The sequence below is a fragment of the Streptomyces minutiscleroticus genome, assembly GCF_014650875.1.
Taxonomy (GTDB): Bacteria; Actinomycetota; Actinomycetes; order Streptomycetales; family Streptomycetaceae; genus Streptomyces; species Streptomyces minutiscleroticus.
On sequence record NZ_BMVU01000005.1, the window covers coordinates 61,122 to 82,239 of the forward strand.

Sequence of the window (21,118 nt, forward strand, 5' to 3'; positions counted from 1 at the left end):
CTCATACCGCCGAGGGCTCCGTCTCCCCGACGAACGTGCGCCACAGGGCGGCGTAGCGGCCGCCGCGGGCGAGGAGTTCGTCGTGGGTGCCGTCCTCGGCGACGCGGCCGTGGTCCATCACCACGACCCGGTCCGCGCGGGCGGCGGTCGTCAGGCGGTGGGCGACCACCAGCGTCGTACGGCGGCCGGCGAGCCGGTCGGTGGCGTGGTTGACCTGCGCCTCGGTGGCCAGGTCGAGCGCGGCGGTCGCCTCGTCCAGCAGCAGCACGTCGGGGTCGACCAGCTCCGCGCGGGCCAGCGCGATCAGCTGGCGCTGCCCGGCGGAGAGGTTGCGGCCGCGCTCGGCGACCTCGTGCAGGTAGCCGCCGTCGAGCGTGGCGATCATGTCGTGCGCGCCGACGGCCCGCGCGGCCGCCTCCACCTCGGCGTCCGTGGCCTCGGGCCGCCCGTAGGCGATGGCGTCGCGGACCGTGCCCGGGAAGAGGTACGCCTCCTGGGGCACGATCCCGAGGCGGTGCCGGTAGGCGGTGAGGTCCAGCTCCCGCAGGTCGGTGCCGTCGACGGTGACCCGGCCGCCCGTCGGGTCGTAGAACCGGGCGACCAGCTTCACCACCGTCGACTTGCCCGCGCCGGTCTCGCCGACGAAGGCGACGGTCTGCCCGGCGGGGATGCGCAGGTCGACGTCGTGGAGCGCCGGCTCCTCGTCGCCGTACGCGAAGTCGACGTGCTCGAAGGCGATCTCGCCGCGCAGCTCCGGCACCCGGCGCGGCGCCTCGGCGGCCCTGGTGGATGTCGGCTCGCGCAGCAGCTCCTGGATGCGGCCGAGGGAGACGGTGGCCTGCTGGTAGCCGTCGAAGACCTGGGAGAGCTGCTGCACGGGGGCGAAGAACAGGTCGATGTAGAGCAGGTACGCCACCAGCGCGCCGGTGGTCAGCGTCCCGGCGTCGACACGGCCCGCGCCGACGATCAGCACGGCCGCCGCGGCGACCGAGGACAGCAGCTGCACGAACGGGAAGTAGACCGAGATCAGCCACTGGCCGCGGATGCGCGCCCGGCGGTAGCCGTCGCTGCCCGCCGCGAACCGCTCCCTGCTGTCCCGCTCGCGCCCGTACGCCTGGAGGACGCGCAGGCCGGAGACCGACTCCTGGAGGTCGGCGTTGACGGCGGAGATCCGCTCGCGGGCCAGCTGGTACGCCTTGACGCTGGAGCGGCGGAAGAAGAAGGTGCCGACGATCAGCGGCGGCAGGGTCAGGAAGACCACGAGCGCCAGCTGCACGTCGATGACCAGCAGGGCGGCCATGATGCCGAAGAAGGTGACGACCGAGACGAAGGCGGTGACCAGACCGGTCTGCAGGAACGTCGACAGGGCGTCGACGTCGGTCGTCATCCGGGTCATGATCCGCCCGGTCAGCTCGCGCTCGTAGTAGTCGAGCCCGAGCCGCTGGAGGTGGGCGAAGATCTTCAGCCGCAGCGTGTAGAGGACCCGCTCGCCGGTGCGGCCGGTCATCCGGGTCTCGCCGACCTGCGCCGCCCACTGCACGAGCACGGCGGCCAGCGCGAGGGCGGCGGCCGTCCACACGGCGCCGAGCGCGAGGTGCCCGACGCCCTCGTCGATGCCGTGCCGGATCAGCACCGGCAGCAGCAGGCCCATGCCCGCGTCCACGGCGACCAGGCCGAGGCTGACCAGCAGGGCCCCGCCGAAGCCGCGCAGCAGCCTGCGCAGGCCGTACGACGTCTCGGGCGCGACCGCCCGCGCCTCGTCGACGCCGGGGGTGTCGGTGGCCGGGGGCAGCGCCTCGACCTGGGCGAGCAGCTCGGGCGTGGCGGGCGTCCCGGACAGGGCGGTGTCCTTCGGTTCGCGCTCGCCGCTCCACAGGCGCGGGGTGATGCCGCGCTCGGCGTCGAACTCGGCGTCCAGCTCCTCGCGCACGGAGGTGTCGGTGTCCTCCGCCGGGGAGGCGGGCCGTACGTGGCCGGGCGAGACGCCGCCCAGCTCGTCGGGGTCGGTGAGCAGCCGCCGGTACAGCGCCGAGCGTTTCTGCAGCTCCTCGTGCGTACCGATGTCCGCGAGCCGGCCGCCGTCGAGGACGGCGATGCGGTCGGCGAGGTTCAGGGTGGAGCGCCGGTGCGCTATCAGCAGGGTCGTGCGGCCGGCCATGACGCCGCGCAGGGCCTCGTGGATCTCGTGCTCGACCCGGGCGTCGACGGCGGAGGTCGCGTCGTCGAGGACGAGCAGGCGCGGGTCGCTGAGGATGGCGCGGGCCAGGGCGACGCGCTGGCGCTGCCCGCCGGAGAGGGTCAGGCCGTGCTCGCCGACCTTGGTGTCGTAGCCCTCGGGCAGCTCGCTGATGAAGCCGTGCGCCTGGGCGGCCCGCGCGGCCTTCTCGACCTCCTCCCGGGTGGCGTCCGGACGCCCGTAGGCGATGTTGTCGCGCACGGTGTCGGAGAAGAGGAAGGAGTCCTCGGGCACGAGGCCGACGGCGGCGCGCAGCGACTCCAGGGTCAGCTCGCGCACGTCGTGGCCGCCGACGAGGACGGCGCCGCGCGTGGCGTCGTAGAAGCGCGGCAGCAGCAGGGAGACGGTGGACTTGCCGGAGCCGGAGGCGCCGACGACGGCGAGGGTCTCGCCGGGCCGGATCTCGAAGGACAGTCCGTCGAGGACCGGCCTGCCGTCCTCGTACGCGAAGGACACGTCGTCGAACTCGACGGTCGCGGGCGCGTCGGCGGGCAGCGGCAGCCCGCCGTCCTCGATCGACGGCTCGGTGTCGATCAGTTCGAGCACGCGCTCGGCGCCCGCGCGGGCCTGCTGGCCCACGGTGAGGACCACGGCGAGCATGCGCACGGGCGAGACGAGCTGGGCGAGGTAGGAGGAGAAGGCGACGAAGGTGCCGAGGGTGACCTGGCCGCGCACGGCGAGCCAGCCGCCGAGGGCCAGCATCGCGACCTGCCCGAGGGCGGGCACGGCCTGGAGGGCGGGGGTGTATCTGGCGTTGAGCCGGACGGTGCGCAGACGGCCCGCGTACAGCCGCCGGCCGACCTCGCGCAGCTTGCCGGTCTCCTGGTCCTCCTGCCCGAAGCCCTTCACCACGCGTACGCCGCTGACGGCGCCGTCGACCACGCCCGCGACGGCGGCGGCCTGCGCCTGGGCGTACCAGGTGGCGGGGTGCAGCCGGGTGCGGCTGCGGCGGGCGATGAGCCACAGGGCGGGGGCGACGGCCAGCGCGACCAGGGTCAGCGGCAGCGAGAGGGCGGCCATGACGCCGAGCGAGACGAGGAAGAGCAGGACGTTGCCGATCGTCATGGGCAGCATGAAGAGCAGGCCCTGGATCAGCTGGAGGTCGCTGGTGGCGCGCCCGACGACCTGCCCCGTGGACAGCTCGTCCTGGCGCCGCCCGTCCAGCCGGGTGATCGTCCCGTACATGTCGGTGCGCAGGTCGTGCTGGACGTGCAGGGCGAGGCGGCCGCCGTAGTAGCGCCGGACGTAGGTCAGCGCGTACACGACGACGGCGGCGCCGATCAGCAGGCCCGCCCAGGGCGCCATGTCCCGGGAGTGGTCCCCGACGACGTCGTCGATGATCACCTTGGTGATCAGCGGGACCAGCGCCGTGACGGCCATGCCGCCGAGCGAGGACCCCAGCGCCAGCAGGACCTCTCTGGGGTACCGCCACGCGTACCCGGCCAGCCGCCGCGCCCAGCCGGACGCCTGCCGCCCCGCTCCGCCCTGATCCGCTGCCACGCGGTGCCCTCCGTCAGTTCCGGGGACCGATCAGCCGCGGCGATCGGTCCGTTCCACCGGAAGGCACCAACACGGGCACAAGCGGATTTCATCCCTCCGCAATATTCGGGAGCCGGACCGTGAGGGAGTAGAGGCGGGTCGTCTGCGTGGCACCCTGGTTGTCGTCGCTGACCAGCAGGAGCTTCAGCCGCCCGCGCTCCCGTCCGGTGACGGCGAGGCCCTCGATGTTGTCGAGGAGGGGGTTGGGCTGCGGCTGCTTGGCCGTGGCGCCGAGGGACGGGCAGCCGACGAGGTCGGCGAGGAGGGTCTTGCGCACCAGCCGTACGCCGTCCTGCCCGGTCAGCGCCTCCACGCCCCGGGTGTCGGCGGCGTGCCGCAGGTCGGCGAGGTACAGGCGGACGGTGTTCCCGACGCCGGAGGTGAAGCCGCGCTCCAGGACGAGGAGGCGCCCGTCGGGGGTGGCGGTGGTCTCCGCGACGCCGAGCCCGGCGTCGGCGCGGTACCCGTACTGGGCGCCGAGCCGGAAGCCGCCGGTCCCGGTGCTCGCGCTCTTCCCCTTTCCTCCCTTCCGCTCCCAGGTCTGGAGGCGCACGATGTCGGCGGCGTCGCCGGCCAGCGCGTACTCCATCCCCGCGAGCAGGCGCTTCCCGCCCGGCAGCAGGGTCAGCCCTTCGAAGGTGCCGTTGGGGACGGCCCGCCCGGCGGGCGCGACCCGCAGCTCGCCGGGCACGGGCAGGCTCCCGAGCAGCCTGCCGCCGGGGGTGTAGCGGCGCACGGCGGGCTCGCCCTCGGAGGACACCAGGCGCGTGCCGTCCCGGTCGACGGCCAGCCCCTCGGAGTCGAGCGCGGCCCCGCCCCCGTCGGCGAGCCGCACGACGGAGCGGGGCGCGAGCGTCCACGCGTCGAGCGTGAAGAGGGAGGACCGGTCCGACAGCGCGGCGACCGATCCGCCCCGGTCCACGGCGAGCGCGGAGAGGTTCCCGACGAAGGTGCCCTCGTACGTCGTCTTGTCGAGGGCGTCGGAGAAGCCGGCGAGGGCGGTGGACGGCGAACAGGCCCGGCTGCCGCCGGGTGCGGTCCCGGCAGCCGCTCCCTGGGCGGTACCCGGCGCGGCGGCCCGGGCGGGTCCGGCGGCGGTGAGGCAGGTGGCCGCCGCGAGGGCGGCGGTGGCGGTGGCGAGTGCGGTTCGGAGGCGCATGCGGGGCACGTTAGGGGGCGCCGGTGACGGTGGGGAGGCATGGGCGTGAAGGGCGGGACGGCGGCCGAGCCCGGCCCGCTGCCGCCTACTCCTTCGCGGGCGCGGACTCGTCGGCGACGAAGGACCCCTGCCTGAGGACCGTGCGCAGCAACCCCTCGGTACGGAGCCCGGCGTACGCCTTCTGCACCGTGGCCGGTGCGACGTCCAACTCGGCGGCGAGCACGGCGACGCCCGGCATACGGGTACCCGGGGCGTAGGTGCCCGTGGCGATGCGTCGCTTCAGCTCTTCGGCCACCCGAGGCCATACGGGAACGCTCCGGTCGAGATCCATGGGCTCAGCGTGCGCGGATATGCGTAATCACGCGACCGCGAATACGCGTATACGCACATACTCCGAAGCGGAAAACCCCCCGAAGAAGCCGGGCAGGGCTTCCCCGAGGGCAGAGCCGACTGAACGGGAGTCGACGTATGCGAACCCTACTCATGCTGATTCTCGGCGTCCTGCTACCGCCCCGCGGCCGACACGCCGCCCCGACGGGCACCCGTCCCGCGGTCCGCAACCGCCCGCCGGCCGTCCAGGTGCAGAGGGCACGACCGAGGTCCCTCCTCACCGCTGTACGCGTGGATCGGCTTCCGCCGCTGGCCTTCGAGACACGACTGATCCCCAAGTACTTCGAAGCCTGGGAGCGACACGAGAGGCGGCATCTGCAGCAGGAGCGCCGAACGGCAGCGCTGCTGGCCGCCTACGGGGTTGATTACCCCTGCGGCGTCATGGGGACGGGGTACGCGGTACGACTTCTCGTCCCCTGCCGTTCCATGAGCCGGACGGATGCCCGGCGTACGTCGTGGCCACCCCTGGCAGTCCGCTCGACCGCTTGGCGGACATCGCCGAACTCCAGAGTGCGGCAGCCCTGTTGGCAGTGACCCGGAGCATCCTCGACTCGGCAGACTCACTGGACCCGGATGCCGGCTGGCACGTCGCCGAGCGGCTCGCCGACATCCTCGAAGGTGCGCTCGGAATCGCGGCGAAGGGCGTCGACAGCGTGACCGCTCCGGGTCCGTTCCGCGTTGTCACCGAGGCAGCAGCAGACGGGCTTCGGACCTCCCTTCGGGAGCTGTGAGGACAGCTGGTTCGGTTCGTCCGCACCTGGTCGAAGCCTCGTAAGCGATCCAGGGGCGTCCCTGAGCACTTGCGGGGCTTCACCGTCTCCCGTGGCGCTGCGAGTTCCTTGTCATCGGTGCGCCGATTCGGAACCCCGTTCACGGCGGGCTCCTTCCGCCGATCCGTGTCCGGGGCACACCCGGCGAAGACGAGACGACAGTGAGGGAGAACGGACGTGACCGAACGCGGCGTCTCCGACGCCGCCGAACCGACCGGCTGGCGCAAGTCGTCCCACAGCGGTCCCGAAGCAGGCAGCTGCCTCGAAGTGCGTGACGACCACCCCTCCGGCACACCCGTCCGCGACTCCAAGGCCCCCGAAGGTCCCGTCCTGCTGCTCTCCACGGCCGGCTGGGCCGCGTTCGTCAGTGCCGTCAAGAACGGCGCCCCGCGCCCGTGCCCCTCCCTCCGCCGATTCACAGGCAACGGCCAGGCACGGCACAGCGCCCGCTCACGAGCCGCGCGGACGATGCGAGGGTGACATCAGCCACCGATCACCCTCAAGCGACCACGTCCCCCGACCGGCTCCCGCCGGAGCCGTCCCCGGCGGTCGTGGGCAAGGCGCCACGCTGGTCGCTGCCCGCGCTGCTCGCGATCCTCGTCCTGGCCGGGCTGCTGTACTCCTGGAACCTCTCCTCCTCCGGTCTGAACAGCTTCTACAGCGCCGCCGTGCTCAGCGGCACCCAGAGCTGGAAGGCGTGGTTCTTCGGCTCGCTCGACGCGGGGAACTTCCTCACCGTCGACAAGCCGCCGTTCGTCCTGATGGTCATGGGCCTGTCCTGCCGCGTGTTCGGCTACGGCACCTGGCAGATGATGGCGCCCCTGATCGCCTCCGCGCTCGCGACCCTGTGGATCCTGCACTCCACGGTGAAGCGGATCTGGGGCCACGGCGCGGCGGCCGTCGCCGCGCTGGTCCTCGCGCTGACCCCGATCACCGTCGCGATCAACCGCGACAACAACCCGGACACCCTGCTCGTCCTCCTGATGGTCTCGGGCACGGCCCTGGCGCTGCGCGCCGTCCGCGACGGCAGGCTGCTGCCGCTGCTCGGCTCGGCCGTCTGCTTCGGCCTCGCCTTCGACACCAAGATGCTCCAGGGCTGGATCGCCCTGCCCGCCGTCTTCGCCGTGTACCTGTTCGCGGCCAGGCCGGGTCTGGGCAGGCGGATCGTGAACCTGCTGCTCGCGGGCGTCGCCCTGGCCGTCGCCGGCTTCTGGTGGCCGGCGGCGGTCTCGCTGGTGCCCGCGTCGCAGCGCCCGTACATCGGCGGCTCCACGGACGGCACCGCCTGGGACCTGATCATGGGCTACAACGGCCTCGGCCGCGTCTTCGGCGGCGAGGGCAACGGCGGGGGCGGCGGAGGCGGCGGAGGCGGCGGCTTCGCCGGCACCGCGGGCATCGGCCGGATGTTCAACGACGTCCTCGGCGGCCAGATCTCCTGGCTGCTGCCCTTCGCGGGCATCGCGCTCGCCGGCGGGCTCGTGCTGTGCGGACGCGCGCCGCGCACCGACCTCACCCGCGCCGCGCTCCTGCTGTGGGGCGGCTGGACGCTTCTGCACTACCTGACCTTCAGCATGGCCGAGGGCACCATGCACCCGTACTACACGACCGCGCTCGCCCCGGGCATCGCGGTGCTGTGCGGCGGGGGCGGCGCGATGCTGCTGCGCGCCTTCCGGGCCGACCGGCGGTGGGTGTGGGTGCTGCCGCTCGCCCTGGGCGTCACCGGCGTCTGGGCGGTCGTCCTGCTGCGCCGGGCCTCCGGCTGGAACACCTGGCTGTGGCCCGCCGTCGCGGTGGTGACGGCGCTGGCGATCGCCGGTCTGCTCCTCTTCCGCTCCGGGCGCCGCACCCGGCTGCTGGCCGCCTCCGTGGCGGCGGCGGTCGTGGCCTCGGTCGCGGGTCCCGCCGCGTACGCCGCGTCGGTGCCGGCCGGCAGCGGCGGCGGCATGGGCGGCACCAACCCGACCGCCGGTCCGACGACCGGCGGCGGCATGGGCGGTCCGGGCGGCGGCCGGGGCGGTTTCCCCGGCGGCGGCGAGGCCGGCGCGCGGGGCGAGGCGCCCGGCGGGCAGGCGGACGGCGGACAGGCGGACGGTCAGCAGGGCGCCCCGCAGGGCGGCGGGATGCCCGGGGGCGGCCGGATGGGGACCTCGCCCGGCGGCGCCCCGGACGGCGGTTCCGGCGACTCCGGTTCCTCCGGCTCTTCCGGCTCCTCCGGCAGCGCACCCGGCGGCGACGAGATGCCCCAGGGCGGCCCGCAGCAGGGCGGCGGTGGCGGCTTCGGCGGCGGCATGGGCGGCGGCGCCGACTCCGGGATGATCTCGTACCTGAAGGAGCACCGGGACGGCGCGGAGTGGCTCGTCGCGGTGTCCAGCTCCCAGAGCGCGGCCCAGATGATCCTCGGCAGCGGGCAGCCCGTCATCTCCATGTGGGGCTGGAGCGGCAGCGACAAGGCCATGACGCTCGCGAAGCTGAAGGAGCTGGTGAAGAGCGGCCGGCTGCACTACATCCTGCTCGGCGGCGGCATGGGAGGCGGTCCGGGCGGCGGCTCCGGCGGCGTCGGCTCGGAGGTGACGGCCTGGGTGCAGGAGCACGCGACGGCGGTCGACGCGAGCGAGTACGGCGGCACGAGCCCGTCCGCCGATTCCGGCTCCGCCTCCGGCAGCGGCGATTCGGACTCCTCGGCGTCCGGTTCGGACGAGAGCGCGGAGTCCGGCGACGACGCCGGTGCGGGCACGGGCTCCGGCAGCGGCCGGACCCTCTACCGTCTGGACCCGTCCGACCTGGGCTGACCCGGCCCGCGTGCACGGCACGCGCCGGTCCGCACGCACGGGCCCCGCACCGGTCCGCGCGCACGGGCCCCGCACCGGTCCGCGCGCACGGCCCGGCGGCGCCCGCCGCGGCACGCCGCTCCCGCGAAGGCCCCCGGCCCCTCCGGCCGGGGGCCTTCGCACGTCCCGAATGGCCCTGGACACGCCCGACTTCACACATCCCGTCACGCGATCGCCACGGTGTGTTCACACGTTGCCGGGCTTTCTCGTGTCACGCTCCCCCTTGGCTCGAAAGTCAACTCGCGTAGAACGGACACCCCCATGCCCGACACGCACATACGCCGCCGCTGGACCGTGCCCGCCCTGGCGAGCGCCGCGCTGCTGGCCGCCACCCTCGTCCCCTCCGCCGCGGCCGACGCGGCCACCGAGGCCCCCGCGGCGGCTGCCGCCACCACGGCGTACGACGACACGTACTACGCCGCCGCGATCGGCAAGACCGGCACCGCCCTCAAGAGCAGCCTGCACACGATCGTCAGGAACCAGACGAAGATCTCGTACTCGGCGGTCTGGGACGCGCTGAAGGTCACCGACCAGGACCCGGCCAACAGCAACAACGTGAAGCTGCTCTACTCGGGCATCTCCCGCAGCAAGTCGCTGAACGGCGGCGACACCGGTGACTGGAACCGCGAGCACGTGTGGGCCAAGTCCCACGGCGACTTCGGCACCTCGACCGGTCCCGGCACCGACCTGCACCACCTGCGCGCGGAGGACGTCCAGGTCAACTCGGTCCGCGGCAACAAGGACTTCGACAACGGCGGCAGCGCGGTCGCGAACGGCGGCGGCAGCCTCACCGACTCCGACTCCTTCGAGCCGCGCGACGCCGTCAAGGGCGACGTGGCCCGGATGATCCTCTACATGGCCGTCCGCTACGAGGGCGACGACAGCTGGGCCGACCTGGAGCCCAACGAGAAGGTGAACAACGGCAGCAGCCCGTACATCGGCAAGCTCTCCGTCCTCAAGCAGTGGAACGACGAGGACCCGCCGGACGCCTTCGAGCAGAACCGCAACCAGGTCATCTACGACCGCTACCAGCACAACCGCAACCCGTTCATCGACCACCCGGAGTGGGTCGAGGCGATCTGGTAGCCACCGCGCTCCGGTCCGCGCCACCCACTGCACGGGCTGCCCGGTCACCTTCGCCACCGTGTCGAAGTCCGTGTCGCCGTGCAGCACCGTGGGTCCGTGAAGGCGGCCTTCGGCGCGGCCCTGCGGTACGCGGGTACGCGGTACGCAGCAAGCGGTGACGGGGCGGCGGGCCCGGTCCCGGCCGTCCGCCGCCCCGGTCGTCCACCGCCCCGGCCGTCCGCCGTGTCCGTCGTACGCCGTGTCCGTCGTCCGCCGCCCCGGCCGTCCGGCCGACCGGCTCGGCGGACGGCCCGGCCGCCCGCCGGGCGTCAGCTCCCGTCGCCGCCCAGGTGCGTCGGCGCGAACATCCGCAGCACCGCCGGGAGCACGACCACCGACGGGCCGGGCTCCGACAGCGCCTTCCCGAGGTCGGCCTCCAGGGTCTCCGGCGTGGTGCGCACCCCGGGGACGCCGAACGACCCGGCGAGCGCAACGAAGTCGGGGCGGGTCAGCTCCGTCGCCGTGGCCTCGCCGAACGCGTCGTTCATGTACTCCCGCAGGATGCCGTAGCCGCCGTCGTCGACGATCAGCCAGGTGACGTTCAGGTCGTACTGCCGGGCCGTGGCCAGCTCGGCGATCGAGTACAGCGCGCCGCCGTCGCCGGACACGGCCAGCACCGGCCGCGTGGGATCGGCCACCGCCGCGCCCAGTGCCGCCGGGAAGGCGTAGCCGAGGCCGCCCGCGCCCTGCGCCGAGTGCATGGTGTTCGGGTGGCGGGCGTCGAAGGCCGACCAGGCCCAGTACGCCAGGATCGTCATGTCCCAGAAGGAGGGCGCCCGCGGCGGGAGCGCCCGGCGGACGGAGGCCAGCACGTCCTGCTCCAGGGCGAGGTCCTGGGACGCGATCCGCTCCCCCACCTTCTCCAGCAGCGCCCGTACGCGCCCGGGCGCCGTGTCGTCCTCGCGCGGGCCCACCGTCTCCAGCAGCGCCTGGACCGCCAGGCGCGCGTCGGCGTGGATGCCGAGGGCGGGGTGGTTGGACTCCAGCTTGCCCGCGTCGGCCTCGATCTGGATCACCCGGCCGCGGGGCCGGAACGTGTGGTAGTTGGACGACAGTTCGCCCAGGCCCGAGCCGATCACCAGCAGGACGTCCGCGTCCTCCAGGAAGTCCGTGGTGTGGCGGTCCTCCAGCCAGGACTGCAGGGAGAGCGGGTGGGTCCAGGGGAACGCGCCCTTGCCGCCGAAGGTGGTGACCACCGGGGCGTTCAGCCGCTCCGCCAGCTGCCGCAGCTTGCCCGCGGCGTCCGCCCGTACGACGCCGCCGCCCGCGATGATCGCGGGCCGCTCCGCCCTCGCCAGCAGGTCGGCGGCCACCGCCGTCAGCTCGGGGCGCGGCGGCAGCTCCTCCGGGTAGGCGTCCACGCCCGTGACCACCGGGACCGCCGCCGGCGCGAGCAGCACGTCCTGCGGGATCTCCACCCACACCGGGCCGTGCGGGGCCGTCAGCGCCGACTGCCAGGCGGCGGCGATCGCGGAGGGGATCTGCGACTGGGTGCGGACGGTGTGGACGGACTTGACGACGCCCCGGAAGGAGGCGGCCTGGTCCGGGAGTTCGTGCAGGTAGCCGCGGCGGCCGCCGCCGAGGCCCGCCACCGGGACCTGGCTGCCGATCGCGAGGACCGGCGCCGAGGCCGCGGCCGCCTCCTGGAGGGCGGCGAGCGACGTCAGCGCGCCCGGTCCGGTCGACAGCAGCAGCGGCGCGGCCTCGCCGGTGATCCGGCCGTACGCGTCCGCCGCGAAGCCCGCGTTGTTCTCCACGCGCAGGCCCACGTAGCGCAGGTCCGAGCGGCGCAGCGCGTCGAACACGCCGAGGGCGTGCTGGCCGGGCAGGCCGAAGACGGTCGTCGCGCCGAGCCCGGCCAGGGTCTCCACGACCAGGTCCCCGCCGTTGCGTCCGGGGGGAGGGTTCAGGGCGGCGGAGATCTGCGCCTCGGTGGGGCGGAGTACCAGGTCGTGGTCGTGCGTCACTGCGGTCGGTCCTCCTGGCGGGCTGCTGCGATCTGTCGGGACATGATCGTGGTGAGTTCGTAGGCCGTGTGGGAGGCGGCCACCGAGGTGATCTCGGCGTGGTCGTAGGCGGGCGCGACCTCGACCAGGTCGGCGGAGACGAGTCGGCAGGAGGCCAGGCCGCGCAGGATCTCCAGCAGTTCGCGGGAGGTGAGGCCGCCGGCCTCGGGGGTGCCGGTGCCGGGCGCGTGCGCCGGGTCCAGGACGTCGATGTCGACCGAGATGTACAGCGGGCGGTCGCCGATGCGCTGCCGCAGCTGGTCGGCGATCTCGTCGACGCCGCGCCGCATCACGTCCGCCGAGGTGACGATGCCGAAGCCGAGCTTCTCGTCGTCGGTGAGGTCCTGCTTGCCGTACAGCGGGCCGCGCGTGCCCACGTGGGAGAGGGCGGAGGTGTCGAGGACGCCCTCCTCCACGGCCCGGCGGAACGGCGTGCCGTGCGTGTACTCGGCGCCGAAGTAGGTGTCCCAGGTGTCGAGGTGCGCGTCGAAGTGGAGCAGCGCGACCGGGCCGTGCTTCTTGGCGACCGAGCGCAGCAGGGGCAGCGCGATGGTGTGGTCGCCGCCGAGCGTCATCAGCCGGGCGCCGGTGCCGAGCAGGTCGTCGGCGGCGGCCTCGACGGTCTCCACGGCCTCGTGGATGTCGAACGGGTTGACCGCGATGTCGCCCGCGTCGGCGACCTGCGCGAGGGCGAAGGGCGAGGCGTCCTGGGCCGGGTTGTAGGGCCGCAGCAGCCGGGACGCCTCCCGGATGGCGTTGCCGCCGAAGCGGGCGCCCGGCCGGTACGAGACGCCCGTGTCGAACGGCACGCCCACCACGGCGACGTCGGTGGCGCCGACCTCGTCGAGACGGGGCAGCCGGGCGAAGGTCGCGGGCCCGGCGTACCGGGGCACGCGCGAGGAGTCGACGGGGCCGCGGGGCGTCTCGGTGCTGCTCATGGAAGTGCCTTCTTTCCTACGCTACGTCGCGTATGTACTGCGGGGGTGACTCTACTGGCGGGCGGGGGCCGGTTCGGGGACGGGTGCGGCGGCCGCCCGGCCCGCGAGGCGCTCGCGCCAGGCGGCGAGGACGGCGGGGTCGGTGGGCGGGGTGGCCAGGGAGACGACGGCGTAGGCGGCGAGGGAGGCGAGCAGGCCGTAGTAGACGGGCTCGTTGGCGAGGATGCCGTAGGCCGCCATCAGGCCGACGACGGCCAGGCCGCCGACGGCGACGGAGGCCAGGGCACCGGCCGCGGTGCCGCGCCGCCACAGCAGGCCGCCGAGGATGGGCACCAGCAGGCCGCCGACGAGGAGGTTGTAGGCGACGGTCAGGGCCTCGACGACGTCGTTGAGGGCGATCGCGGTGACGATCACGGCCACACCCATGACGAGGATGAACGCGCGGTTGCCCTTGACCTCGTCGTGCGCCTCGCCCGCCGGTGCCGCCCCGCCGGTCCCGCCGGCCCGGCCGGTCACGGCGCCGCGCAGCCGCGCCCAGATGTCGTTGTTGGCGACGGTGGCGCAGGCGATGAGCGCGCCGGAGGACGTCGACATGACGGCCGCGAGCGCGGCGGCGAGCACCAGTCCGCGCACGCCGACGGGGAGTTCGTCCTTGACGATGGTGGCGAAGGCGTCGTCGGCGCTGCCGAGGGTCGGGTAGAGCACCTTGGCCGCGGTGCCGATGACGGCGCCGGCGAGGGCGTAGACCAGGCAGTAGGTGCCCGCGACGGTGCCGCCGTACCGGGCGGTGCGGTCGCTGCGCGCGGTGAACACGCGCTGCCAGATGTCCTGCCCGATCAGCATGCCGAAGGTGTAGATCAGCACGTAGGTGAAGATCGTCTCGCCGCCTATGCCCAGCGGGTCGAAGTACGCGGTGGGCAGTGCGGCCTTCATCTCGCCGAAGCCGCCCGCCTTGACGACGGCGATGGGCAGCAGCAGGAGCAGCACGCCGATCGTCTTCACGACGAACTGCACCATGTCGGTGAGCGTGATCGACCACATGCCGCCGAGGGTCGAGTACGCGACGACGATGGAGCCGCCGATGACGATCGCGAGCGTGCGGTCGACGTCGAAGAGGACGTCGAAGATCGTGGCGTACGCGATGGTCGAGGTGACCGCGAGCATCAGCGTGTACGCCCACATGACGACGCCGGAGACGACGCCGGCCCGGCCGCCGTAGCGCAGGTCGAGCATCTCGGAGACGGTGTAGACCCTCAGCCGGGCGATGCGGGCGGAGAAGAAGACGCTCAAGGCCAGCAGGCCGAGGCCGATGGTGAAGACCATCCAGGCGCCGGAGAGGCCGTACTGGTAGCCGAGGCCGACGCCGCCGATGGTGGAGGCGCCGCCGAGCACGATGGCGGCCATCGTCCCGGAGTACAGGGTGGGGCCGAGGCGGCGCCCGGCGACCAGGAACTCGCTCTTGGACTTGGCGCGGCGCATGCCCCACCAGCCCATGGCCAGCATCCCGGCCAGATAGACGACGATCACTGTGTAGTCGACGGCCATGGGCCCTCCTCCGCGCGTCCGGTGGCGTGTCGTGCAGGTGACGGGGGTGTCCGGTGGCTGATCGCGGGGACATCCGCCCGTACCCGCGGCCGCCGGTGGCATCGACCCTAGGTGGCCGGAAAGCGGCTGCGAAGTGTACGTTTCCTCCACTGCCGCCGCCGTTGAGTGGAGGAAACGTCCACCATGACGGACCCGCTGGACCCACCGACCACTACGGAGGCACTGGGCACGACGGAGCCGCCGACCACTACGGAGGCGACGGCGCACGCGGCCGTCCCGGCCGCCTCCGCCGCTGTTCCCGCCGTCCCGCCGACCCCTCCGGTGCCGCTCGCGGCCCTGCTGGCGCGCGAGGACCTGGGGCTGCGGCAGATCGCGGGCCCCGTGGACCCCGCGGCGGCGATCCACTGGGCGCAGACCTCGGAGATGGCGGACCCGTACCCGTACCTGCTCGGCGGCGAGCTGCTGCTGACGGCGGGCGTGCACATCCCGGAGGCGGCCGGGTCGGGCGTCTACCTGGACGACTACGTGGCGCGGATCGTGGCGGCGGGCGGGGCGGCGCTCGGCTTCGGGGTGGCGCCGGTGCACGACGCGGTGCCGCGCGCGCTGGTGGCGGCCTGCGACCACTACGGCCTGCCGCTCCTCGAAGTGCCGCCGCGCACGACGTTCTCGCAGGTCGCCCGGGCGGTCTGGGAACTGATGGCGCAGGCCCGCCACACCGAGCTGCGCCGCGTCACGGAGGCCCAGCAGAGCCTGGCCGCGGCGGCGGCCCGGCCCGACCCGGTCCCCTCGGTCCTGCGCCGGCTCGCCCAGCGCCTCGGCGGCCGCGCGGTCCTGTACGCCCCCGACGGCACGGAGGTCGCGTCCGCGGGCCGCACCCCCGGCCCGGCGGTGGACACCGCGCTGGCGGAGCTGGCGGGGGTGGTGCGTCCGACGGAGGCGACGCCGCCGCCGCCTTCCGCGCCGTCACCCTCCGCGGCACCGCCTTCCGGGCCGTCACCTTCCGCGGCACCGCCTTCTGCGCCGTCACCTTCCACGGCGACGGCGCGGCCCGGAACAGGTCCCGAGGCGACCGGGGGGTCCGCGTCGGCCGGAACGGCCAGGACGGCCACGGCAGCCGGGCAAGCCACGGCGGCCGGTGCGCCTCCGCCCCCGGCCGGAGGCGCCCCCAGGACGGCCCCCTCCTCCGCCGCCGACACCGTCGCCGGGTGCCGGCTCGCCGCCTACGCGCTGGGGACCGGGCAGGGCTTCGTGCTGGGGGTGGCGACGCCGCGGCAGCGGGCCGGGGACCACGCCGTCTCCTCGCTGGCCGCCGTGCTCCTGGCGCTGCTCACCGGCGAGCACCGCGGCAGTACGGGCGCGGCCCGCTCCGCGGCGCTCGTGCGGCTGCTGCTGGGCGCGGCGCCCGAGGACGTGGCGCCGCTGCTGGGCGAGGAGCGCTGGTACGTCGTGCACGCGCGGCCCGACGGCCCGCCCCCGGACGCCGTCGCCGCCTCCGCGCTCGGCGCGGCCCTCGGCTCCACGCTGGTCGACGCGGCCGGCGGGACCGTCCGCGTGCTGGTACCGGCCGGCCGCGAACCGGCCGCGCAACCGGGCTGGACCTGCGGCGTCAGCGCCCCGGCCACCGCGCGCGAGTGGGCGGCGGCCGACCGGCAGGCGGCCCGCGCCCTGTCCCGCGCCCGCGCCCGCCGCACCCCGCTGGTCCGCCACTGCGACCGGCCGGGCCTCGCGGGCCTGGTCGCCCCGGCGGACGCCGAGGCCCACGCCCGCGCCCTGCTGGCACCGGTCACCGGCGCCCCGCAGGCGGAGGCCCTCACCGGGACCCTGCGCACCTGGCTTTCCCTGCACGGCAGCTGGGACCGCACGGCGGTGGCCCTGGGGGTGCACCGCAACACCGTCCGCCAGCGCGTCGCCCGCTGCGCCCGCCTGCTGGAGGCGGACCTGGACGACCCGGACGTCCGCATGGAGCTGTGGTTCGCCCTGCGGACGGCGCGGGAGGACTGAGCGGCCCGTCCCTCGGCCCGTCCCTCGGCCCACGGTCCGCTCCGCGGTCGGCCCGCCGCCGGGCTCGCCGCCCGGCCCACCCGCCGGGCTCGCCGTCCGCTCCGCCGCCCGGCCCACCCGCCCGGCCCGCGGTCCGCCCCTCCGTTCGGCCCACCGGTGTCGGGCGCCGGACGCACCGGCGCCGGACGCCGGAGGCACGTCCGGCCGGGGCCCCGCGGCCGGACCGTCCGCGCCCCGGCGACCGGCGGCGCGGAGCCGAGTGACCCGCGTCCCAGGTCGCGGCGGGCCGGGCCCCGTCCGGCCCGCCGCCCGGCAGAATGGGGACATGCCGATACCCGGGACACCCAGCCGCGCCGAACTCGTCGATCACCTCGTCCGCACCCGTATCGCGGGCGACGTCGCCACGCCCCGCGAGAACAACCTCTCCCACTACCGCAAGCTCGCGAACGGCGACCGGCACTACTGGCTCGGCCTGGAGCTCGGCGACCGCTGGACCGACGAGCAGGACGTGCTCGCGGTGATGGCGGAGCGCTGCGGCGTCAACGACGACCCGGAGTACCGCTACGGCCAGGACACCATCGACCCCGACCTGACGGTCGACGCGCTGGAGCGGATGGCGGCCCGGCTGCGCAAGGCGGCGGACGGCGAGCAGCGCGTGCTGTTCGCGACGGGCCATCCCGGCGGGCTGCTGGACGTGCACCGGGCGACGGCGGCGGCCCTGCGCGCGGCGGGCTGCGACATCGTGGTGATCCCGGACGGGCTGAGCACGGACGAGGGGTACGTCTTCCAGTTCGCGGACGTCGCGGTCCTCGAGCACGGGGCGTCGCTGTGGCACACCCACTCCCCCGAGCCGATGCGGGCGATCCTGACCGGCCTGGAGCGCGCGGGCCGGCCGCTGCCCGACCTGGTCGTCGCCGACCACGGCTGGGCGGGCTGCGCGGGCCAGCTGGGCGTCGACGCGGTGGGGTACGCGGACTGCAACGACCCGGCCCTCTTCCTCGGCGAGGCCGAGGGCACGCTCCAGGTGACGGTCCCCCTCGACGACCACGTCACGAGCCCCCGCCACTACGACCCGATGACGGCGTACCTGCTGGACCAGGCGGGGCTGGCCACCGGCTGAGCCGTCCCGCTCCGGGGCGGTGCCCCGCCGGGCGCCCGGAGCGGTCCGCGCCGGGCGCCGTTCTCCGGGGGCGGGCCCGCGGAAGAGGGCGGGCGCGGGGCCCGCACACGGGAGGCCGCGGGTCTCACGGCCGCGGCCCGGGCCCCTCTCCCCCGTGCCGGGCGCGCTTCGGCGTCGGGTCGAGGTAGACCCGCCGGATCGCCGGGAAGCGCTCCCGCAGCCGCTGCTCCATCCGCTCGCAGGCCCACTCGACCTCGCCCGCGGTGGACACGTCCCGGAAGTCGACCTTCGCGGCGACCAGCGCCTCCTCGGGGCCCTGCACGAGGGTGACGAGCTCCAGCACGTCCTCGACGAGCGGGTCGGCGAGGAGCTCGGCGCGCACGGCGCCCCGCATCGCGCGCGGCAGCGGCCGGCCGACCAGCAGTTCCGCGTTGGAGCGGCCCAGCTCCCAGGCCACGTACAGCAGCAGGGCGCCGATGCAGAGGGAGGCGGCGCCGTCCCACGCGCCGGACCCGGTGAGCTGTCCGCCGAGCAGCCCGCCCGCGGCGAGCAGGAGTCCGGCCAGGGCGGCGGAGTCCTCCAGGACGACGGCCTTGACGGGGGTGTCGGGCGTGCGGCGCAGATAGCGCCCGAACGGCATCCGGAACCGCGCGGCCTGCCCGCGCGCCTGCCGCACGGCCGTCCGCAGCGAGTACCCCTCCAGCAGGAACGCGACGGCCAGCACGAGGTACGCCACCAGCGGGTCGCCCAGTTCCTCGCCCTCGACGAGGGTGTGCACCCCGTCGTAGAGGGAGAAGACGGCGCCGCCCACGAAGGTGGCGACGGCCGCGAGCAGCGCCCAGACGTAGCGCGCGGGCCCGTAGCCGAGCGGATGGTCCTCGTCGGCGGGTTTCCCGCTGCGTTTCAGCGCGACGAGCAGCAGCAGCTCGGTGACGGTGTCCGCCAGGGAGTGCGCCGCCTCGGAGAGCATCGCGCTGGAGCCGCTGACCACTCCGGCCACGGCCTTGGCCAGGGCGATGCCGAGGTTGGCGGCCGCGGCGACGACCACCGTGAACGTGCTGTCGCCGCCGCTTCCGTTTTCCGCCGCTTCCTTGCCTGTGCTCACATCCGGAACGTATGCCCGGGTTGATCACCCGGGAATCCGCCCGTCCGGCCCTGGCGGAATCGGCACTCCGGCCCCGGCGGAATCGGCACTCCGGTCCTGGGGGCCCGACCGCCGGTCACCGGGAGATCCGGACGGTGCCCGTCCGGTCACCGGGGGATCCGGACGACGCCCTCCTGGATCACCGTGATCGCGAGCCGCCCGTCCCGGGTGTGGATGCGCGCCTGCCCGAGTCCGCGCCCGCCGGACGCGGACGGCGACTGCTGGTCGTACAGCAGCCACTCGTCGGCCCGGAAGGGGCGGTGGAACCACATCGCGTGGTCCAGCGAGGCGCCCACCACGTCCCCGACCGCCCAGCCGCCCCGGCCGTGCGCGAGCAGCACCGAGTCCAGCAGGGTCATGTCGGAGACGTAGGTGGCGAGGCAGACGTGCAGCAGCGGGTCGTCGGCGAGCTTGCCGTCGGTGCGGAACCACACCTGGGAGCGGGGCTCGCGCCGCTCGCCCACGGTGGCGAAGGGCGGCGCGTCGACGTAGCGCAGGTCGACGGCCTCGCGCGCTTCGAGGAGTCGCCGCACCACGGACGGCTCGACGAAGGCGTCCGCGTAGCGCGGCAGCATCTCGGCCGCCGTCGGCAGCGTCTCCGGGTCGGGCGCGTCCGGCATGTCCACCTGGTGCTCCATGCCCTCCTCGTACGTCTGGAACGACGCGGAGAGATGGAAGATCGGCTGCCCGTGCTGGACGGCGACGACCCGCCGGGTGGTGAAGGAGCGCCCGTCGCGGATGCGGTCGACCGTGTAGACGATGGGCGCGCCCGCGTCCCCCGCGCGCAGGAAGTACGCGTGCAGGGAGTGCGCGAACCGGTCGGCGGGGACCGTCCGCCCGGCCGCGACCAGCGCCTGCGCCGCGACCTGTCCGCCGAAGACGCGCGGGACGACGGCGAAGCGCGACTGCCCGCGGTAGATGTCCTCCTCGATCCGCTCCAGGTCGAGCAGGTCGAGGAGGGACTGGAGTGCCTGGCTCATCACGTCGGCCGTACCGTGCGCCCTTCTCCCCGCTACAGGCCCATGTCCTTGGCGATGATCGTCTTCATGATCTCGCTGGTGCCGCCGTAGATGCGGTTGACGCGGTTGTCCGCGTACAGGCGGGCGATCGGGTACTCGTTCATGTAGCCGTAGCCGCCGTGCAGCTGGAGGCAGCGGTCGATGACGCGGTGGGCGACCTCGGTGCAGAACAGCTTGGCGCTGGCGGCCTCGGCGGGCGTCAGCTCGCCGGCGTCCAGGGCCTCCGTGGCGCGGTCGGCGACGGCCTCGGCCGCGTCCACCTCGGCCTGGCAGGCGGCCAGCTCGAACTTGGTGTTCTGGAAGTGGGCGACCGGCTTGCCGAAGACGGTGCGCTCCTGCACGTACTGCTTGGCGAACCGGACGGCGGCCTTGGCCTGCGCGTAGGCGCCGAAGGCGATGCCCCAGCGTTCCGAGGCCAGGTTGTGGCCGAGGTAATAGAAGCCCTTGTTCTCCTCGCCGAGCAGGTCCTCGGCGGGGACCTTGACGTCGACGAACGCCAGCTCGGCGGTGTCGGAGGTGCGCAGGCCGAGCTTGTCGAGCTTGCGCCCGACGGAGTAGCCCTCGGACTTGGTGTCGACGGCGAACAGGGAGATGCCGTGGCGGCGGTCCTCGGCGGTGGGCGCGGCGGTGCGGGCGCACACGATCACGCGGTCGGCGTGGACGCCGCCGGTGATGAAGGTCTTGGCGCCGTTGAGCACGTAGTGCGTGCCGTCCTCGCTCAGCCTGGCGGTGGACTTCATGCCCGCGAGGTCGGAGCCGGTGCCCGGCTCCGTCATCGCGATCGCCCACATCTCCTCGCCGGTGACGAACTTCGGCAGGTAGCGCTTCTTCTGCTCCTCGGTGGCGAGCATCTTGATGTACGGCAGGGCGAGCAGCACGTGCACGCCGGAGCCGCCGAACTGCACGCCCGCGCGGGCGGTCTCCTCGTAGAGGACGGCCTCGAACTTGTGGCTGTCCAGGCCCGCGCCGCCGAACTCCTCGGGGACGTTGATGCCGAAGATGCCCAGCTCGCCGAGCTTGTAGTAGAAGTCGCGGGGCGCCTGGCCCGCCGCGAACCACTCGTCGTAGACGGGGACGACCTCGGCCTCGATGAAGGCGCGGATGGTCTCCCGGAACGCCTCGTGATCCTCGTTGAAGACGGTACGGCGCATCTGACGGCTCTCCTCGGGCTCGCTCGCTGCTCGGTCCAGGCATCCGCAAGCGACTATGGCTAAGCGCTTGCTCAGACGTCAGGTTACCCGCCGGTCACGACAGCCGTCCAGAGACCCGCGTCACCCCGGCGCCCCCTCGGCCGCGGC

At 74.3% G+C, this 21,118-nt stretch carries 15 protein-coding genes; 6 read left to right on the forward strand and 9 right to left on the reverse strand.

What is annotated here, in order from left to right; all coding sequences use genetic code 11:
- Position 1: 1 nt before the first annotated feature.
- From IE271_RS08940 to IE271_RS08950, 3 genes are all read right to left on the reverse strand, one after another.
- A complete protein-coding gene (locus IE271_RS08940) occupies positions 2–3,736 on the reverse strand; it encodes an ABC transporter ATP-binding protein (protein WP_190189666.1) in 3,735 nt (1,244 codons plus the stop codon).
- 88 nt (positions 3,737–3,824) lie between these two features.
- Positions 3,825–4,934 (reverse strand): esterase-like activity of phytase family protein, encoded by a 1,110-nt coding sequence (locus tag IE271_RS08945; RefSeq protein WP_190189667.1) that lies wholly within the window; start codon positions 4,932–4,934, stop codon positions 3,825–3,827.
- An 85-nt stretch (positions 4,935–5,019) separates the two neighbouring features.
- Positions 5,020–5,265 carry a GntR family transcriptional regulator gene (locus tag IE271_RS08950; RefSeq protein WP_190189668.1) on the reverse strand — a complete coding sequence of 82 codons (246 nt, stop codon included), beginning with the start codon at positions 5,263–5,265 and terminating at the stop codon, positions 5,020–5,022.
- Between the two features lie 544 nt (positions 5,266–5,809).
- On the opposite strand from IE271_RS08950, the gene IE271_RS08955 reads away from it, so the two are divergent.
- The 4 genes from IE271_RS08955 to IE271_RS08970 all read left to right on the forward strand — a co-directional run bounded on the left by IE271_RS08955 (position 5,810) and on the right by IE271_RS08970 (position 10,008).
- On the forward strand, positions 5,810–6,055 hold the full coding sequence (locus IE271_RS08955; RefSeq protein WP_190189669.1) for a hypothetical protein: 246 nt from the start codon (positions 5,810–5,812) through the stop codon (positions 6,053–6,055).
- A 216-nt stretch (positions 6,056–6,271) separates the two neighbouring features.
- Positions 6,272–6,574 (forward strand): DUF397 domain-containing protein, encoded by a 303-nt coding sequence (locus IE271_RS08960; RefSeq protein ID WP_190189670.1) that lies wholly within the window; start codon positions 6,272–6,274, stop codon positions 6,572–6,574.
- Positions 6,571–8,883, forward strand: a complete 2,313-nt coding sequence (locus IE271_RS08965; RefSeq protein ID WP_190189671.1) for an ArnT family glycosyltransferase — start codon at positions 6,571–6,573, stop codon at positions 8,881–8,883. Before IE271_RS08960 ends, IE271_RS08965 begins: the two co-directional genes overlap by 4 nt.
- Before the next feature lie 300 nt (positions 8,884–9,183).
- Positions 9,184–10,008, forward strand: a complete 825-nt coding sequence (locus tag IE271_RS08970; RefSeq protein WP_190189672.1) for an endonuclease I family protein — start codon at positions 9,184–9,186, stop codon at positions 10,006–10,008.
- 308 nt (positions 10,009–10,316) lie between these two features.
- On the opposite strand, the gene IE271_RS08975 is transcribed toward IE271_RS08970, so the two are convergent.
- From IE271_RS08975 to IE271_RS08985, 3 genes are read right to left on the reverse strand one after another with little or no spacing between them, the layout of a single operon-like run.
- Positions 10,317–12,014, reverse strand: a complete 1,698-nt coding sequence (locus IE271_RS08975; protein ID WP_190189673.1) for a thiamine pyrophosphate-binding protein — start codon at positions 12,012–12,014, stop codon at positions 10,317–10,319.
- Positions 12,011–12,991 carry an agmatinase gene (speB, locus tag IE271_RS08980; RefSeq protein WP_190189674.1) on the reverse strand — a complete coding sequence of 327 codons (981 nt, stop codon included), beginning with the start codon at positions 12,989–12,991 and terminating at the stop codon, positions 12,011–12,013. The genes IE271_RS08975 and speB overlap by 4 nt, the downstream gene beginning before the upstream one ends.
- Before the next feature lie 51 nt (positions 12,992–13,042).
- Positions 13,043–14,536: a sodium:solute symporter family protein gene (locus tag IE271_RS08985; RefSeq protein WP_190189675.1), complete on the reverse strand. Its 1,494-nt coding sequence runs from the start codon at positions 14,534–14,536 to the stop codon at positions 13,043–13,045.
- A 183-nt stretch (positions 14,537–14,719) separates the two neighbouring features.
- On the opposite strand from IE271_RS08985, the gene IE271_RS08990 reads away from it, so the two are divergent.
- Together IE271_RS08990 and IE271_RS08995 are read left to right on the forward strand one after the other, a co-directional pair.
- The gene (locus IE271_RS08990) at positions 14,720–16,537 is read left to right on the forward strand and encodes a PucR family transcriptional regulator (protein WP_190189676.1); all 1,818 of its coding nucleotides are present in this window, start codon (positions 14,720–14,722) and stop codon (positions 16,535–16,537) included.
- A gap of 325 nt (positions 16,538–16,862) precedes the next feature.
- Positions 16,863–17,657: a phosphatase gene (locus IE271_RS08995; protein WP_190189677.1), complete on the forward strand. Its 795-nt coding sequence runs from the start codon at positions 16,863–16,865 to the stop codon at positions 17,655–17,657.
- A gap of 124 nt (positions 17,658–17,781) precedes the next feature.
- On the opposite strand, the gene IE271_RS09000 is transcribed toward IE271_RS08995, so the two are convergent.
- The 3 genes from IE271_RS09000 to IE271_RS09010 all read right to left on the reverse strand — a co-directional run bounded on the left by IE271_RS09000 (position 17,782) and on the right by IE271_RS09010 (position 20,971).
- Positions 17,782–18,762, reverse strand: a complete 981-nt coding sequence (locus tag IE271_RS09000) for a cation diffusion facilitator family transporter (RefSeq protein ID WP_190189678.1) — start codon at positions 18,760–18,762, stop codon at positions 17,782–17,784.
- Positions 18,763–18,908: 146 nt separating this feature from the next.
- Entirely contained in the window at positions 18,909–19,781 is an 873-nt protein-coding gene (gene tesB, locus IE271_RS09005) for an acyl-CoA thioesterase II (protein ID WP_190189679.1), read from the reverse strand.
- Positions 19,782–19,813: 32 nt separating this feature from the next.
- On the reverse strand, positions 19,814–20,971 hold the full coding sequence (locus IE271_RS09010; RefSeq protein ID WP_190189680.1) for an acyl-CoA dehydrogenase family protein: 1,158 nt from the start codon (positions 20,969–20,971) through the stop codon (positions 19,814–19,816).
- Positions 20,972–21,118: the final 147 nt, after the last annotated feature.

Bases quoted from the DNA above. Each gene is read 5' to 3' on its own strand.
- IE271_RS08990 (WP_190189676.1), top strand. From the start codon at position 14,720: ATGACGGACCCGCTGGACCCACCGACCACTACGGAGGCACTGGGCACG.
- IE271_RS08970 (WP_190189672.1), top strand. From the start codon at position 9,184: ATGCCCGACACGCACATACGCCGCCGCTGGACCGTGCCCGCCCTGGCG.
- tesB (WP_190189679.1), bottom strand. From the start codon at position 19,781: ATGAGCCAGGCACTCCAGTCCCTCCTCGACCTGCTCGACCTGGAGCGG.
- IE271_RS08945 (WP_190189667.1), bottom strand. From the start codon at position 4,934: ATGCGCCTCCGAACCGCACTCGCCACCGCCACCGCCGCCCTCGCGGCG.
- IE271_RS09010 (WP_190189680.1), bottom strand. From the start codon at position 20,971: ATGCGCCGTACCGTCTTCAACGAGGATCACGAGGCGTTCCGGGAGACC.
- speB (WP_190189674.1), bottom strand. From the start codon at position 12,991: ATGAGCAGCACCGAGACGCCCCGCGGCCCCGTCGACTCCTCGCGCGTG.
- IE271_RS08995 (WP_190189677.1), top strand. From the start codon at position 16,863: ATGCCGATACCCGGGACACCCAGCCGCGCCGAACTCGTCGATCACCTC.
- IE271_RS08985 (WP_190189675.1), bottom strand. From the start codon at position 14,536: ATGGCCGTCGACTACACAGTGATCGTCGTCTATCTGGCCGGGATGCTG.
- IE271_RS08950 (WP_190189668.1), bottom strand. From the start codon at position 5,265: ATGGATCTCGACCGGAGCGTTCCCGTATGGCCTCGGGTGGCCGAAGAG.